Here is a 15,773-nt window from a genome sequence, read left to right as displayed (position 1 = left end):
ATCGAGGCGGGAGCGGCGAACGCGGAGGTTGTTGACCCCGACAAACCCATCGAGTAGGGTGCGGGGCTGAGACATGGACGACAAACTCGACCTCGGTCAGGCGTACGCGCCGCCTGTCGCGTCGCCGCCCGCCACGGCGCTCCCCGACGTGGTCTCGCCTTACGACAAGGTGGTGAGGCTCTCTTTCCCAATCGGCGCCGTGGTCGGGCTGGTTGGAGGCTGTCTGGTGAGTTTCGAGTACGCCTACGCGCTGAGCTACTTTCATGCAGAGAAAATTGCCCCGTCGATCACGTGTTTTATCGTGCTCCGCTCCGTGGGCCCCTCCTGCGCCGTGCTCGCCGCAGCACTCACGGCGGTCGTCCTCCTCCATCGCGCGGGGCGCAGGGCGAGCGGACCCGTGACGATCGATCACACGCGCGCGTACCTCGTCATGGCGAGTTTCCCACTCCTCTTCGTCGTCACGGCGCCGTTCTGCCTCCTTGGCGCCCTGCTGATGTGGCTGGCAGCATTCTCGGGAACGACGAGCCAATTCGTTACATCCCTGCCCCAAAGCGTGAAAGGGATCGATTTCGTGTGCGGCCTGGCCGTAGCCGCAGGCTGCGGGCTTTGGCTCACGGGCCTGCTCCGCATTGGGGCAAACTGGCTCACCACGAAGAAGCACGGCCTCGCCCTGAAGCTCTTCGTCGCGTACGCCGCGCTCGCCATACCCAATGCTGGTCTACGGGCTGTCCTTTCGCTCGTGGATCCGGATTGAGTCGGCTCCTTCGATGGAAAGACGCGGCGGGAGGGAGCAGCGGAGCGGGGAGAGCGGGCCGGCGAACTCGCCGGCGCGTCAAGCGAGCGCGAGCGTCTTCAGGTGCTCCCGAGCGAGATGCAGGCGGCCATGGACGGTCTTCGTCGGGAGCCCGAGCGATCCGGCGATCTCCCGGATCGAACGGCCCTCCAGATACGGCAGCACCACGGCCCCGGATGCGTGGCCGGAGCTTCCCAAGGAATCGCTTGAGCCGAAACATCCCATACATCGCCTGCAGGAGCATCCCGCTGCCGCTGCCGCTGCCGCTGCCGCTGCCGCTGCCGCTGCCGCTGCTGCTGCCGCTGCCGCTTCCGCCTCCGCTTCCGCTTCCGCTTCCGCTTCCGCCTCCGCTTCCGCTTCCGCTTCCGCTTCCGCTTCCGCTGCCGTTGGAAGGCGTGCCGCCCTGCGGGGAGCGTCACGCCCGGGTCATTACCGACGTGTGAGGCGATGCAGGGTGGCTACGATACGGTCGAGCGTGTCGAGCAGGTTCTCGTCCGCTTTCTCGATGTACCCGAGCGCTTCTGCTACCTCCAGGCACGCGCGAACCTCCGCCGCCGAACCCATTGCCGTATACCACCGGGCCCGTTCGTTCCTTCCCTGCGAATACGCGCCCTCGCTCAGGTTCAGCGCAATACTCGTTGCCGCCCGCCGTAGCTGATCCCCGAGATTCGGATCCTTGGTCCCGACTCGTTCGATCACCGGTCGCAATGTCCTGAGCATCTCGATCGCCACGCTATAAATCCTGAGCGCCATTGTTTCCTCCGTATCCCCGACCGGGGACCCCGGACCCCGGCCCGCGCGCGGAGGAAGGCGAAAGGCTGCGAGGCGAAGCCTCGCACCGCGCGCAGCCGCGCGCAGCGAAGCGAGCACGGCGAGCCCGGCGAGCACGGCTCGGCCTTTCGCCTTCCGAGCACGCGGGCACAATCGACCTCCCCGGACGAAAACAAAGAACAACCGTCCCGAAAGCCCCGGAAGCGGAAGCGGAAGCGGAAGCGGAAGCGGAAGCGGAAGCGGCAGCGGAAGCGGAAGCGGCAGCGGAAGCGGCAGCGGAAGCGGAAGCGGCAGCGGCAGCGGCAGCGGCAGCTACAACGTACTCTCGGGCCCGTAACAGGCCCCGACGAAGCCGCAGTGCAGCTTGCGACATCGATCCAGAGGAACGGGGTCGAAACGGTCGGCCCAGCGTGCCTCGGCGAAACGCTCGCCGAGCGTCCTCAGCTCGTTTGCGAAATGGTCGTGCTCTGCGTTCGTGATGGTGCCGTCTTCGCCCTCCGCAGCGAGGAAGATCGGCTCGGGCGACGAGCCTGCGAGGAAAACGACGCCTGCGCGGATGCGCCGCTCCGGCTCGCGACGGTGCATGCTGAGCGCGTATGCGTGCAACTGGAACGCGTAGACCGAGAGGTCCGAGCGCGGACGCGAGAGCTTGTAGTCGATGACGTCGACGGTCCCGTCCGGACGAAAGACCACGAAGTCGACGGCGCCGCGTAGACCGAGGGCGCGTGGTGAACCGTCGGGGGCTGCGGAGAGACCGATCGTCAGCACGAACGGTTCTTCGCGCAGCATACGCAGGCCTTGATCACGGATGGCGCGGGTGTAGGGGCCGTCGAGGAAACGCGCGATGCCTTCGGCGATGCGTGAGGCCTCGGGCATCTCGGGGCGCAGGCCGGCGAGGGCGAGACGGCGCCGGACGTCGGCGACGTCGACGGGGCGACCGAAGGCCTCGCGGGGCCAGCGTTCGAGGACGCCGTGGGCTGCGAGGCCGCGGATGCGCGGATCGAGGTCGGCTTCGGTGTCGACCTCGAGCGGCTCGGCGGCGGGATCGCCGGGGAGCTCCACGTAGCCGGTGCTGATGGGCTCGTCGAAGCCCATGAGCTGACGCAGACGGAAGCGGCGCGGGCAGCCCTGGAAGAGCGAGAGCGGGGTCGTGGCGATGGAGATCGTGCGGGTGGGCGGGCGCTCGGGCCACGGCGGCGCAGGGCCGGTCGGGGAGACGGCGCCGTGCCGTGCTTCGCGAGGCTGCGCGTGGGGATCGGCGAGCAGGGCCGAGGCTTGCTCGCGGCGGGTGATTGCGTCCTTCAGGGCGGGCTTCGTGAGGCCGTCTTTGAGGGACTCGAATGCGGAGCCGCCCTTCGCGCGCTTGCGGGCGCCTTCGGGCGGATCGGGGACGCCGATCATGACGAGGGCGCGCTTTGGCCGCGTGATGGCGACGTACGTGAGGCGTTGCCGTTCGGCGAGCTCGCGCGCGCGGGCGAGCTCGTCTGCTTTCGCCTGCGCTTCGGTGCGGAGCGAATCGAGCACGGGCCGCTCGCCTCGTTCGAGCCGCGCGAGCATCGTGTCGGAGAGCGGATCGGGCCTCGATGCGTGATGCCGCAGGATCAGCGTGGGCTTGGGGCCGCCGAGGGAGGCGATCTGGAGGCCCGAGGGCCGCGGTGAGACGCCCGCGTCGAGGTCGAGGACGATCACCACGGGGAAGTCGAGGCCCTTGCTCGCGTGGATCGTCATGAGGCGGATGGCGTCTTCCTCCTCGGCGAAGGTGGCCTCGTCGCGCTCGTCGGAGTCGTCGCGCATGCGGCGATCGAGCCAGCGAACGAAGCCTGGGAGCGAGCCGCCGCGACGCCGCGCGACGCCGAGGAGGCGATCGACGTGGCCGATGCGCATCTCGGGACGAGGCATCGAGGCGAAGACGCGATCGAGATCGAAGGCCGCGACGGCCGCGCGGATCGCTTCGCCTGGATGAAGGCGGAGGGCCGCGCGGCGCAGCTCGACGAAGCGGCGGACGAAGTCTTCGAGGCGCGTGCGATCCGCGGGACCGAGCTTTTCCCAGGCGGGCAAGGTCGGGAGCAGTCGCGGGGCGTCCGATCGTTCGAGTGGCAATGACAACCCCGTTTTGGGCGCGCCGAGCCACGCGAGCGCGGCGTCGGACAAACCGACGGCGGGGCCGCGGAGGACGGTCGCGAGCGCGAGGCGGTCGCGGCGATCGACGAGGAGGCGAAGGACCGCGGCGACGTCGCGGACCTCGGAGGTGTCGAAGAGCGCGCGGCCCGCGACGACATGCGGGACGTCGATGCGGGCGAGCGCGAGCTCCAGGAGCGGGAGGGTCTTCCGGCGACGTGCGAGGATGGCGATGTCGCGGAAGGAGCCCTCACCGCTCCGGACGAAGCGCGCGGCGAAGGCCGCGGCGACGAAGGCTTCACGCATGGAGCGCGTGGCGCCGCGGACGACGGGCTCGGCGTCGGGTGGTGAGGCGCCGTCGTCGTCGACGAGCACGACTTCGCCTGCGCCCTGCGCTTCCGTGACCGGGACGAGGTGATCGGCGGGGCCGTAGACGACCTCGAAGTCGCGCGGATGCGCATCCCCCGGCGCGTGGAAATCGTGGGCGGAGAAGGCGTTGACGAAGTCGAGGATCTTGCCGCCGCTGCGGCGGCTCTCGCGGAGGGCGACGAGGTCGGCGCGGGCCTCGGGGGCGCAGATCTCGGGCGCGAGGGCGAGGGCTTCGCGAGCGAGCGGGCCGCAGAGCTCGCCCGTGATGCGCGAGAAGACGGCGACGTCGGCGCCGCGGAAGCCGTAGATGGATTGCTTGCGGTCGCCGACGAGGAAGAGGCCGTGCGCGACGAGGTTTTCCGCGATGGGCGCGCGGCCGGGTGGGCGAGCGCTGTCCTCGCGCTCGCGGAGGAGATAAACGATGTCGCGTTGCGCGCGGCTCGTGTCCTGGAACTCGTCGACGAGGAGCGCGTCGATGGAAGCGCGGACCTGCGCGGCGATCTCGGGGCGATCACGGAGGCCGTCGCGAGCCATGCGGAGCATGTCGCCGAAGCTCAGGAGGCCTTCCTGCCGGCGGAGGGCGCCGAGGCGGGTGCGCGCGTCTTCGAGGAGGGCGACGATGCCACGCTCGCGAACCGAGAGATGCGGCGCTTCGCGGAGGATGGCGATGAGGCCCGCGGCGCGCTCGGCGTTGCTGTCGCCGGGGAGCTCTTCGCGGAAGGCGGCGAACTCCTTGTCGGCGTCGCTCGTCTTGCCGCGCATGGCGATGGTGAAGAGCTCGCGGAGCGGCTCTTCGGCCACGGCCGGGAAGAGCTCGCCGGGGCCGCCCTGCGCGAGGGCACGCGCGAGGACGGCGGCCGCGTCTTTGGTGCGTTGTCCGCCCGCGACGCAGGTGGCGACGATGGAGTCGAGCGAGGCGCGGAGGGAGCGCGCGCCGCCTTCGTGTTCGGCGAGCAGGAGCTCCGAGGGCAAGAGGCCCTCTTCGTCGAGGCGGTCGCAGAGGCTCGCGACCTGCTTGCGCGCGCCCCACACGCCGTTCGCGGCGGCGACGAGCGCGCGCGCCGCTTCGGCTCGATCGCCGCCCGCCGAGAGTGCGGCCGAGAGCGCTTCATCCACCGCGAGATCCGCGAGCGCCTGCGCCTCGTCTTCCTCGACCACGCGCGCCTGCGGATCGACGCCGAGCGCGAGCGCATGCGTGCGGACGATCTGCTGCGCGAGGCCGTGCAGCGTGTCGATGCGCGCGCCCGCGGAACGGCCGAGCGCGTCGGCCGCGCGGCGCTTGAGCTCGTGGATCGACGGCGGATCCGCGATGGCTGCGCGTCGCGCCTCGATGATCGCCGCGAGCTTCGGCTGCGCTCCTTCCTCGTCCCACGCCGCGATCTCGGACAACGCCGCCTGCACGCGGGCTGCGATTTCTTGCGCCGCGGCGCGCGAAAAGGTCGTCGCGACGATCCGCTCGGGCGGGATCGGCTCGGCGGGTTCGTCACCGTCGGCCTTCCCCATCGAGGTGAGCCCGAGCGTGAGCAGGACGTAAAGGGCCGTGAGCCGGTACGTCTTGCCGGTGCCCGCGCTCGCGGCGACGACGATGTTGCGCCGGAAGGCGTAGAGGAGCGCGTCTTCGGGGGGCAACGTCATCCGCCGCCCTCCTCGTCCGCCTCGCCCGGCACCACGGCCGGCCTGCGGCAGACGTCCCGCGCGTCACACCGATCGCAGAGGTCCCCCTTCACGGGACGCGGCTCGATGTGTCCGTCCCAGAGCGAGAGCACCACCTTGCGGGCCGTGCGCTCCGCGTCGATCCGTTTGTCCGCGATCGCGCGCCGGTCCATGTCCTTCGCCGGTGAGGCCTTGATCTCGCCACGCTTGTCCGCGCCGAGGTAGAGCGCCTGCACCTCCTCGGCGCCCGTCGCCCGCGCCACGGCGGCTGCGTAGAGCGGCAGTTGGAGGTGCAAGGTTCCCTGCTCGCTCTTGCTCGGGATCTGCCCCGTCTTGTAGTCGACGACGCGCGCCGCGCTCTTGCCGCCGTCGCCTCGATCGACGCGGTCGATCTTGCCCTCGACGAAGACCGAGGGCCCCGGCGCTCGGTCCCCCTCCCCTTCCCCCTGCATCGGCGCGATCGGGAGCGCGTCCCACGGTGCCTCGACCGACGGGCCGAACGGTTGTTCCGCGAGCGCGAACGAAAAACCCTGCTCCTCGAGCCCGTGCGCGACGAAGCCAAGCGCGACGTCGACGGCCGCGATCAGAAGTTCCCGCCGGAGCGGCGCCGCCTCCTTGTCCGCGCCGACCGCGCGCATCGCCGCCTCGCGCGCCGCTTCGAGCGCCTTGCGCCGGTTCGCCCGCCCGCCCGCCTCCCACGCCGCCTGGAACGCCGCCGCCGTGGCCGCGTGCACCTGCGTGCCTCGCTCGCGTGGATCCGCCGCTTCGAGCGCGTCCTCCTGGCGACGCGTCTTCCACACGCGCCGCGCGAACCCCGCGAACGCGCAGCCCGCGGCCTTCTCGATATGCGTGACCGCGATCGGCCGCGAGGGCATGTCGCCGCCCACGCACGCGCGGAGGTGCGCGGCGAGCTCGGGATCGGCCGGGTCGATCCGGCCCGTGAAGGGCCCCGCGTCCGCGCGTGGATCGAGGAAAAACGCAAGGCGCGCGCGCTCGATGGAGACACGATCCGCGATGAGCGGCGCCGGGAGCGAGCCCGCCGAGAGCGCGACGAGCTCAGCCCCGCGTGGATCGATCCGCGAGGCCGCCCGCGACACACGCGAGGAGGGCTCGACACGCTCGGTGATCTGCGATTTGAGCGCGCGCGTGACGGTCGGGTGCGGGGCCGCCTCGTCGTCGGTGGTGCTGTACGCGAGCACGACACGACGCGCTCCGCCCATGGCCCACGCGAGCTCGGCGCGGCGGATGCGGTCCCGCTCGCGTGACGTCGGCGGACGCGCCGAGGCCGGCAGCGTGGACCAGAGCCGTTCGTCGATGAGCCCACCGTCCGCCTCCGGCCCGTACCCACCCGGGCCGAGGCCCGTGACGATCAGTACCTCGTACCGGATCCCACAAAGCTCGGAAGGTCGGGCGATCCGGACGGCGCTGGCCCGGCTGCCGCCGCCGTCGGACCGGCCCTGCGTCGCGCCCGCACGACGCACCTCGGCATAAAGCTCCTCGACGCGGGACGGCGCAGCCTCGAGGCCGAGCATGGCGGCCGCTTCGACGACGGCGCGCGTGGCGTCGCGAATGGCCCGCACTGCCGCTTGTCCTTCGCCAATGGCCTTGAGCGCGAGGGATCGACCCCGGAGCGCCTCGACGCGGAGCGCCGCGCCAAGCTCGCCCATCGAAGGCCTTCCGAGATCGAGTTTGTCGCAAAGGGCGCCAAACCTCGCGGCAATCTCGGCCCGGGTGGTTCCCCCGGCGAGGAGCGCGATGCTTTCCAGCATTCGCGTGAGCGCATCCGGCATCCAGGCCTCGTCCCCATCGCCCGCGGCTTTGATGACGGCGCGGAGATTCTCGACGAGCAATGTGCCAGTGCGATCGACCTCGACGGGGACGTCGCGCAGCCTGTGCGCGAGCAATGCGGCCTTCGCCTCGGCGTCGCGCTCGGCGCGCTCGGAGACCCAGATACCGGAATGAAGGCCGGGGGCACGGAGGATATCGATCACGCGTTCGCGGGTGACGGGCCCGGACGCGAGCGCAAAAAGGCCGAGCGCGGCGCGGCCTTCGGGCGAGGCGTCGGGCGAGGGGCCACGCGGCTCGTGAAAAGGAATGCGGGCGTCGGAGAGGGCGGCGCGGAGCGGATCGAGGGTGCCGTCGTCGAGAGCGGGGACGAGGATCGCAATGGATTCGGGCGGGACGCCACTGCCGAGCGCGCTCAAAACCTCGGCGGCGACGGCGCGGGCTTCGCCTTCGGGGCCGGCGGCGCGCAATACGAGGGAGGCGGCGCCGTCGTTGAGGGGGCTCCAATCGATCGAGGGCCCGAACGTGAGCTCGGCCCAGCGTTTTTCGAGGACGGTGGCGACACCCCCGACGGCCTCCTCGTCGAGGTCGGTCGGGTCGAACAGGGATTCCCCCGAGAAGAGCGGCATCTCGACGACGAGCCCACGGCCGCCGGCCTCGCGTGCGCGGGCATGCAAGGCCTCCAGCCAGGAGAGGTCGTCGGCCTCGAAGGCGAGGAGGCCGGAGAGGGTGACGTCGTACGCCGACATTTCCTGGAGGAGGGCGTCACAAGGGCCGCGGCGGAGGGCACGAGACAGGACGAACCCGGCGCTGCGCGGGTCGACGAGGCTCTTTTGCGCGAGGATTTCATCGGCGCGGCGCATGACCTCGGCGAGGAGCGCGGCCTGGGGGCCTTCGGCCTGGAAAAGGTGGTCCGGCCGAACGCCGGCGCGGCGAAGGCGGCCAAGGGCGGAGTCGATGACGTCGGCAAACGCGACCCGCTCGGCCGGTGCGTCGGGAAGATCGAGGCCGGCGACGGGGCCCGCTTCGAGGGCGACGCGGGAGACGAGGCGGGTGACGGCACTCGAAGCGAGGCCACAATCCGGCTCGACCATGGCAAGGGCGCCCTGCACGAAGGTGCGCAAGGTCCTGGCGCCACGAGCAGCTTGGCCCGGCGCAGCAAGAGCGAGCTCGACGTGGCGATCGGTCGGCGCGAGAAACAGGGGCGCCTTTTTGGCAGGGGGGGGATCCCGCGGCAAGAGGTTTCCCGGGGGGACGGCCGGTGAAACCGAGGACGGGGGTGGGGGGTTTGCCAGGGTTGGGGGAGCAGGGGCCGATGGGTGTTGCTCCGCACACCAGCGGGTGCCGGGACCCACGGCCCTCCATTGGAGGCTCAAGCCTCCACATGGAGGCCCCGCCCTCCAGCGCGGGCCTCCACCCAGGTGTTCCCACAATAAAAAGAGGCCTTTTTCAGCGCATCAGGGAGCTGGCATCACCCGTGCAAAGCCATGGGGACGCTGGCGCTTCGCCGCGAGATGAGCCGTCAATCGATTCCTTCGAGGTCCGTCATGAAGAACAATACCCGCACGTCGCTCCCCGTCATCGCCGCTCTGTTCTTCTTCGCCGCGAGCTTGGCTCCGAGCGCCGCCAGCGCCCAGACGCTCTGTGGTCCGCCGCCGCCTCCTCCCGCGGCGACCAAATGGCGCATCCGCAACGCCAGCGTCCAGGAAGACAGCGGTCAATGGGTGCTGCGCGAGATGGCTTTCTGCGCGGACGCCGACTGCAATCAGCGCTTGACGGGCGGCACCGCCATCGACAGCGGAGACTCGGAGTCGTGGTCCCTCCCGAGCTACGCATTCGATGGGAATACCTCGACGTTCTGGAAGACGTTCGATACCAACGTTGCCGGCCAGTCGTGGATCGGCATCGACTTCGGCGCGCCCAGGGGCGTGCATGGCATCTACCTCAAGACCGACAACGTCGTCTACTCGGTGGACTCGATCTACGTGGACTACTACGACGCCAATCGCGGCCACTGGGTCACGGCAGACATCCTGTACAACGTCCCCTCGGGCTCCGAGCTGATCTATGACGTCAAGATTCGCCGCGCGTTCCCCGTGAGCTGGCGCATCCGCAACGCCAGCGTCCAGGAAGACAGCGGTCAATGGGTGCTGCGCGAGATGGCCTTCTGCGCCGACGCGGACTGCAACCAGCCGTTGACGGGCGGCACCGCCATCGATAGCGGAGCCTCGCAGTCGTGGTCCCTCCCGGAGTATGCGTTCGATGGGAATACCTCGACGTTCTGGAAGACGTTCGATACCGGCGTCGCCGGCCAGTCGTGGCTCGGTATGAGCTTCGACGCGATCACCAGGGCCAATGGCCTCTACCTCAAGACCGACAACGTCGTCTACTCGGTGGACTCGATCTTCGTGGAGTACTACGACGCGCTCGCTCAAGCGTGGGTCACCGCGGACACCATCGACTCCATCCCCTCAGGCTCGGAGCTCACCTACAGCCTCGCCTGCCAATGAGCACCATGCTTCGAGGGTGCACGGCCGAAGCTTTTCCCTTCTTCCCCGGCCGCCCGACCGCTATCCTCCCTCGCCATGTCCGACCGCGACACACCCCACGACGAGGCGACCGAGCTCGAGGCCTGGCAGCTCGACATGCAGCTCCGCGCTGCCGAGGGCGAAGGTCGGCTCGAGCTCGCCGCTCCGCTCGCCGAACGACTCTTCGAGATTCGCGACCAAAAGCTCGGCGCGTTTCACCCCGACACCCTCGCCGCCGCCACCACGGCGCTCACGCATTATACCAAGCTCACACAATGGGCCGCCGCCCTGGGCCTCCTCGAACGCCTCATCGACGCCCGCATGCTTCACGGCGCCGAGGAGCCTGCCGCGCTCGAAAAGCACCTCCAGGGGCTATCCGACCTCGCCCGCCTGCTCGTTGATGCCGGCGAGCTCGACAAGGCCCGCCGCGCCGCGACGAAGGCCCTCGAGATCAAGCGCAAGACCTTCGGAGAGGGCCACCTCGAGCTGGCCTCGTCCTTCGCGCTCCTCGCCGACATCGAGCTCGAGCGCGGCGAGCTCGACAGCGCCGCGGACGCCGCGCTCGCCGTGTTCGAGATCCGAAGCAAGCACCTCGCCACGCATGCCGCGGACCTCTATGCGGACGCCGTCCGGATAGGCGACATCTTCGCCGCAATGAAGGACTACGAGGAGGCGCGCAAGAGCTATCGGCTCGCCGTCGACATCACGGCCAGGGCGCTCGACAGTGACCCACGGAAGATGGGGGAGGCGCTCCTGCGTTACGGGCGCGCCGCGCTCGCCGAAGAGAAGCCGGAGTTCGCCGAAAGGCCGCTCGAGAGTGCGCTCGAGATGCTCGAAAAAGCGTCCGGGCCGAAGGACCTGTCCCTCATCGTCGTGCTGGACGAGCTCGGCAAGGCGTACCTCGCGCTGGACGATTACGACGCCGCCGAAGAGACGTTCGAGCGCATGCGTGACGTCTATGCGGCGCACTACCCCCCCGAGAGCACCCATTGCGTGGTGCCCAGGGTCCATCTCGCGGAGGTCGCGACGAAACGCGGAGAGCACGCGCGCGCGGCGGCGCTCTACGAAGAGGCGCTTTCCATCGCGGAGAAGGAGTTCGGCAAAGAGAGCCTGCGCCTCCGGGTGGTGCTCGACCGCGCGGCGGAGGCCCGGCTCGAGGAGGGGAACCTCCCGCGCGCGAAGGAGCTTTCGACGTGGCTCTTGCGGCTGTTCGAGCCTCACGTCGCCGGCCCCGACGATCCGGCGCTCTTGCCAGCGGTGCGCAAGCTGGCCGATATCGCGCTTCGCGAGAAGCTGGCCGGCGCAGACGACGTCCACGTCGAGGAGGTCGCGCGGCTGCTCGATTGGGCCACGCGGCTGATGCACGCAGCGGCGGCCCAGATCACCGCGGAGACGGAGGCGCTCAAGGCGAAGCGCGCGCAGGCACAGGAGGAGGAGTCGGGGGAGCGGTCCGGCGAGTGAGGAGCGCGGGGGGCGTCGGGCGTGGCTCGTATCGGCCGCGCTCGCTTCCCCAGGGGCAAAGGCAGCCGCCGCGAAGGCCCCGTCAAAACCGAGCAGGAAGGTCGGGCTGTATTACGGCGGAAATTTCGAGGCGCCGCCGTATCAGCCCTGAGCCGGTGGCCCGCTTGCCGCTTCCGCTCCTGACCGGGGCCGCTCTCCGGGGCCCGGGGGCCGACGCATGGCACTTGTGGCGCGTGCCAGCAACGAAGCATGGTCAAGCTGGCAAGCTTGTGCGGAATCAGCGCAGCAGCGGACCCGTGTCGACGATCCGCACGTCGTGCATCTGGTGCAGGTAGGCCTCGAGGTAGCCCTTGTGCGAGGCGCCGACGATGACCAGCATGCGCATGCCGGGACGATCGCCCAGCACCTCGCGGATGTTGGCGGCCATGCGCAGGTTGCGCGTTTCCCAATAGCCGAGGTAGTTGCGGCCGAAGCGTTGCGGCGACGGCTCTTCGAGCGCGGCGCCGAAGTCGCTGTCGAAGGCGAGTTTCGTTTCACCTGGCGCGTTGGCGGCGCGGTACATCGCCAGCACACCCTCCGCGGTGTCGAGATGTTGTTCCAGGGCCGCGCTCGCCGCGAGCCGTTTCTTCGTCGCCGGGTTGTCCCAGGCTTTCGAGATTGCCGCGCCGGCCGCCTTCTCGTCCGCGCTCGGGCCGTCGGCCGTATGGTCGTCCATCGGGTACACGCGTTCGTGTCCGAGGCGCGCCGCCAGCTGCGCGCCGACGAGGATGCTTTCGTCGCGCTGTCCCTGCAGGCGGTTCAGCTGCTCGACCAGCGCCCCGTCCAGCCCGTCGCCGGCGCGGCGCTCGGCCTCGGGCAGGCGCAGCCACTGCACCACGGCCGACGCCTGTTCGCCGCCCGCCAGGAACACCGCCGCCAGCCTGCGCCGCTGCGCGGCCGTGGGGGCGGCAGGCCAGGCGGCCAGCAGCCTGTGCGCCTCGGCGGTGGCGGCCGGCACGTCGAGGCCGGTCGTGGCCCTGGCCGGGTCCGGGTCCGGGCAATACGTGGTGATCGTGTCCTGGTAGCGCAGCGGGTAGCGGCGCAGGACGTCGCACTGCGGCCCCGACAGGGCCTCGATCGCAATCGCCTGCGGCCGCCATGCGGCCAGCCGGTCGAGCAGGGGGCGCAGGCCGGCCGGGTCGAAGCGCTTGGGCAGCTGCGACAGGTGCGAGGATCCCAGCACCAGTACCTCGTTCGCCGGGCCGCCGGCAGGACCTTTCAGTTTGCTCGGGTCGAAATCGGGCTGCTGCGCGCAGGCGCCGGCGGACAACAGGAATGCAAGAAGCAGGGTGCTGGGGCGGGCCATGATCAGATGTCCATGTGTTCTGGATGTCCGATCCTAGAGGGGCGAAAAACCTCCGGTCCAGCAAAAACGGATACAGACGTCAAAGCTATGCGGGACGGCTGGGCGGGCGCTAGGCAGCCACCGCCACCGCCTGTGGCGCGCGGCGCTTCAGCCAGCGGCGTGCGGCGCGCAGCGACGGCGCCTCGACCAGGTGCCAGCTGAGCATGGCCAGCGGCAGCACCACGGCCAGCGTCACCAGCGTCAGCCCCACCGGTCCGCTCGGGGGCAGCAGCTCGCGCAGCATGATAATGACCGGCCAGTGCCAGATATAGATGCCGTAGAAGTAGTCGTGGCGCTGCACGTGCGCCGCCCAGGGCAGACGCCCCTCTGCGATCGTCTCCGGCGTGAGCGCCACCGCCCGCCAGCGCCTCTTGCCCGAGCATTCAGGACACACCGTCACGTCAATCGCAAACACATGCCGCAAAAACCACGCCCACGGCTTGCGGCGCATCTTGCCCGCGTCGAATCCCGATGGAGCCTCCATCTGCCCGAACAGCGATAGCTGCTCAATGCCTGATGTCGTAAACGTCGCAGGGGCTGGCTCCATCGCCAGGGCCGAGGGGCGCAGAGAGCCCACGACGTGCCTGCGCAGCGCCGCATTCGGGGCGAGCACTCCATGAAATCGGATCATGTGAAATCGTGGCGGCGGTATCACCGCGCATACTCTCGCCAGAAGCTCGTGCGGTTCGAAAACGACGAATCGTGTCCCATCGCGCCACGCCTTCTTCAACTCATAGCGCAGCTTCCCGCCGGCGATCTCGACGAGCCGTTCCTGTGCAATCGGCGGCCGGGCCAGATACCGGCACAGCCTCTCCCTTCGACATTTGGGGCTCCGGATCGCCTTCGGCGTCCTTCGCCCCAAGCCCCGCGGTGGCAATCGCGGCCATCGATCACCGCGCCCGCGTGAATGTCGAAGCCCATCACCACGGAAGCACGCTCACCGTCGCGCGCTCGATCGCCCTCCACCATCCGAAGCGCGGACGCACGAGCTGCCACACCATAACAAGCGACGAGCGGCCTGGTGCAGGTGCTGACCGGCAACGGCAGCATGCGCCCGTTCCTGCTGGTCGGTATCGAGAATACCGAGCGCCGCCGCGACATGACCGGCCCGAGCAGCGATCCGCAGGAGCAGAAGATCGCGCCGCGCATCGGTGGCTCGGCGGCGTATCGCACCTTCCTGCGCGATGAGCTGATGCCGCAGGTGCGCCAGCGCTTCGCCACCACCGACGAGCGCGCCCTGATCGGCGAGTCGCTGGCCGGTCTGTTCATGGTCGGGACGTTGCTGCAGGAGCCGACGCTGTTCAACAGCTACATCGCGCTCGACCCGAGCCTGTGGTGGAACCGCGGCGCACCGCTGGTTACGGCGCCGACGCTGCTGCCGGCGGTGGCGCGTGCGCGGTCGCGGGTGTTCCTGGCCAGCAGTGGCCAGCCCGAACTGGCCGAGTCCACCGTGCGTTTTGCGGCGCTGCTGCAGCAGGCTTCGCCGTCGCCGCTGGTGAAGTACCAGCCGCTGCCGGAAGAGACGCATGCCACGATCTACCACCCGGCGGCGCTGCAGGCATTGCGCACGCTGTTCCCGGCGCCGCCGCCGGCCACGCCCTGAGCGCGGTTGGCGAACAGCAGCGAGCCATGTGAGGATGCGGCAGAGGCGCCATCAGCGTGCGCCGCCCGCAACGGGAGAGAGAACGGATGCAGCGTGTGCGTGGATGGAGTGTGCTGGCCTGCCTGGCCTTGAGCGGGTGTGCGATGTCGATGGCACCACCGGTCCGGCACAGCGATGCGAAGGGCAATACGACCACGCCGGGCGTGGTGCTGCCGGATACCGAGGCACTGCGCGTGCATGACCCGATCGGTCGTGACTACCCGGTCTGGGTGGCGCTGCCGGGAAGCTACGCGGCTCACCCCGAAAAGCGATATCCGGCGCTGTATGTGACTGACGCGCTGTACAGCTTCCCGCTGGTGCGCAGCCTGCGCAACCTGGTGGGCCAGCAGGGCGTCAACATCGAGGATTTCATTCTGGTCGGGTTGCCGCCGCAGGAAGGGCTGAGCTCCAAGGCCAGTCGTTCGCGCGACTACACGCCCAGCGAGCCGGTGCGTACCGACCCGCGCGACTACAGCGACGACGTCACCTACGGCGGCGCCGCGCACTACCGCGATTTCCTCGCCGACCACGTGCTGCCGATGATCGATGCGCGCTACCGCACCGATCCGGCGCGGCGGGCCTTCGCCGGCCATTCCTATGGTGGCCTGTTCGGTGCCTACGTGCTGACCACGCGGCCGGCCATGTTCCAGACCTACATCCTGTCCAGCCCGTCGCTGTGGTTCGACAACCATCTGGTCCCGCGCATGCAGGCCGATGCGCAGGTGCCGACGCAGCCGACGACGGTGCTGCTGTCGATCGGCAGCTACGAAACGGTCAAGCCGGAACCACGATACTACACCCGTAACGACATGCTGCGCCACAACGCCGAGTTCGCAGAACAGCTGCGCCGCAGCGGTCGGCCAATGAAAGTGGAGAACACGGTGATCGACGGCGAAGATCACTTCACGGTATATCCCACTGTGATGACCCGCGCGCTGCTGCAGGTGTTCCCGGGCAAGGGGCCGTACAGCAGTGGTTGAGGGCGTCCGCGCTGTCACGTTGACCATGCCAGAACGACCATCCTTCGTGCTGGCATGATCAACCGCCGTTCTACTGGATGACGGTTATTGGTCCGATGTCGACTCGGCCACCGCCACCGCCACCACCGCCAGGGCCCCAGCCGCCACCTCCCCAGCTTCCGCCGCCGAAGTCCCCGCCGCCGCCGCCCCCACCACCACTGGTGGTGGGATACTGCACCTAGGACAAATAAACCAGGATTTCCGCCTTCTCGGGGGCGTAGCACGCACGGCCCGCTCCACGACGTGGAGC

The 15,773-nt window shown here is 69.6% G+C and carries 11 protein-coding genes; 5 read left to right on the top strand and 6 right to left on the bottom strand.

What is annotated here, in order from left to right; all coding sequences use genetic code 11:
- The first annotated feature begins 73 nt into the window (after positions 1-73).
- Positions 74-754 (top strand): hypothetical protein, encoded by a 681-nt coding sequence (locus tag KEG38_RS18350; RefSeq protein ID WP_272420997.1) that lies wholly within the window; start codon positions 74-76, stop codon positions 752-754.
- A 78-nt stretch (positions 755-832) separates the two neighbouring features.
- Here KEG38_RS18350 and KEG38_RS18345 read toward each other — a convergent pair whose 3' ends face one another.
- The 4 genes from KEG38_RS18345 to KEG38_RS18330 form a co-directional block, all read right to left on the bottom strand.
- Entirely contained in the window at positions 833-991 is a 159-nt protein-coding gene (locus KEG38_RS18345) for an RNA polymerase sigma factor (protein WP_272420996.1), read from the bottom strand.
- A gap of 231 nt (positions 992-1,222) precedes the next feature.
- Positions 1,223-1,546, bottom strand: a complete 324-nt coding sequence (locus KEG38_RS18340) for a four helix bundle protein (RefSeq protein WP_272420995.1) — start codon at positions 1,544-1,546, stop codon at positions 1,223-1,225.
- A gap of 330 nt (positions 1,547-1,876) precedes the next feature.
- Entirely contained in the window at positions 1,877-5,686 is a 3,810-nt protein-coding gene (locus KEG38_RS18335; RefSeq protein WP_272420994.1) for a UvrD-helicase domain-containing protein, read from the bottom strand.
- The gene (locus tag KEG38_RS18330) at positions 5,683-8,613 is read right to left on the bottom strand and encodes a PD-(D/E)XK nuclease family protein (protein WP_272420993.1); all 2,931 of its coding nucleotides are present in this window, start codon (positions 8,611-8,613) and stop codon (positions 5,683-5,685) included. Before KEG38_RS18330 ends, KEG38_RS18335 begins: the two co-directional genes overlap by 4 nt.
- 423 nt (positions 8,614-9,036) lie before the next feature.
- On the opposite strand from KEG38_RS18330, the gene KEG38_RS18325 reads away from it, so the two are divergent.
- Positions 9,037-9,999 carry a discoidin domain-containing protein gene (locus KEG38_RS18325; protein WP_272420992.1) on the top strand — a complete coding sequence of 321 codons (963 nt, stop codon included), beginning with the start codon at positions 9,037-9,039 and terminating at the stop codon, positions 9,997-9,999.
- A 75-nt stretch (positions 10,000-10,074) separates the two neighbouring features.
- Entirely contained in the window at positions 10,075-11,478 is a 1,404-nt protein-coding gene (locus tag KEG38_RS18320) for a tetratricopeptide repeat protein (protein ID WP_272420991.1), read from the top strand.
- A 277-nt stretch (positions 11,479-11,755) separates the two neighbouring features.
- Here KEG38_RS18320 and KEG38_RS18315 read toward each other — a convergent pair whose 3' ends face one another.
- Entirely contained in the window at positions 11,756-12,823 is a 1,068-nt protein-coding gene (locus tag KEG38_RS18315; RefSeq protein ID WP_272420990.1) for a DUF5694 domain-containing protein, read from the bottom strand.
- A 109-nt stretch (positions 12,824-12,932) separates the two neighbouring features.
- Entirely contained in the window at positions 12,933-13,724 is a 792-nt protein-coding gene (locus KEG38_RS18310; protein ID WP_272420989.1) for a transposase, read from the bottom strand.
- Positions 13,725-13,883: 159 nt separating this feature from the next.
- Here KEG38_RS18310 and KEG38_RS18305 point away from each other — a divergent pair, with 159 nt between their 5' ends.
- Together KEG38_RS18305 and KEG38_RS18300 are read left to right on the top strand one after the other, a co-directional pair.
- On the top strand, positions 13,884-14,465 hold the full coding sequence (locus tag KEG38_RS18305) for an alpha/beta hydrolase (protein WP_272420988.1): 582 nt from the start codon (positions 13,884-13,886) through the stop codon (positions 14,463-14,465).
- 86 nt (positions 14,466-14,551) lie between these two features.
- Positions 14,552-15,484 carry an alpha/beta hydrolase gene (locus KEG38_RS18300; RefSeq protein ID WP_272420987.1) on the top strand — a complete coding sequence of 311 codons (933 nt, stop codon included), beginning with the start codon at positions 14,552-14,554 and terminating at the stop codon, positions 15,482-15,484.
- Positions 15,485-15,773 lie beyond the last annotated feature (289 nt).

This window comes from Polyangium jinanense, from assembly GCF_028435265.1.
GTDB lineage: Bacteria > Myxococcota_A > Polyangia > Polyangiales > Polyangiaceae > Polyangium > Polyangium jinanense.
Note: the sequence above shows the minus strand (reverse complement) of the source record. Positions and strands in the feature narration are given on the sequence as shown.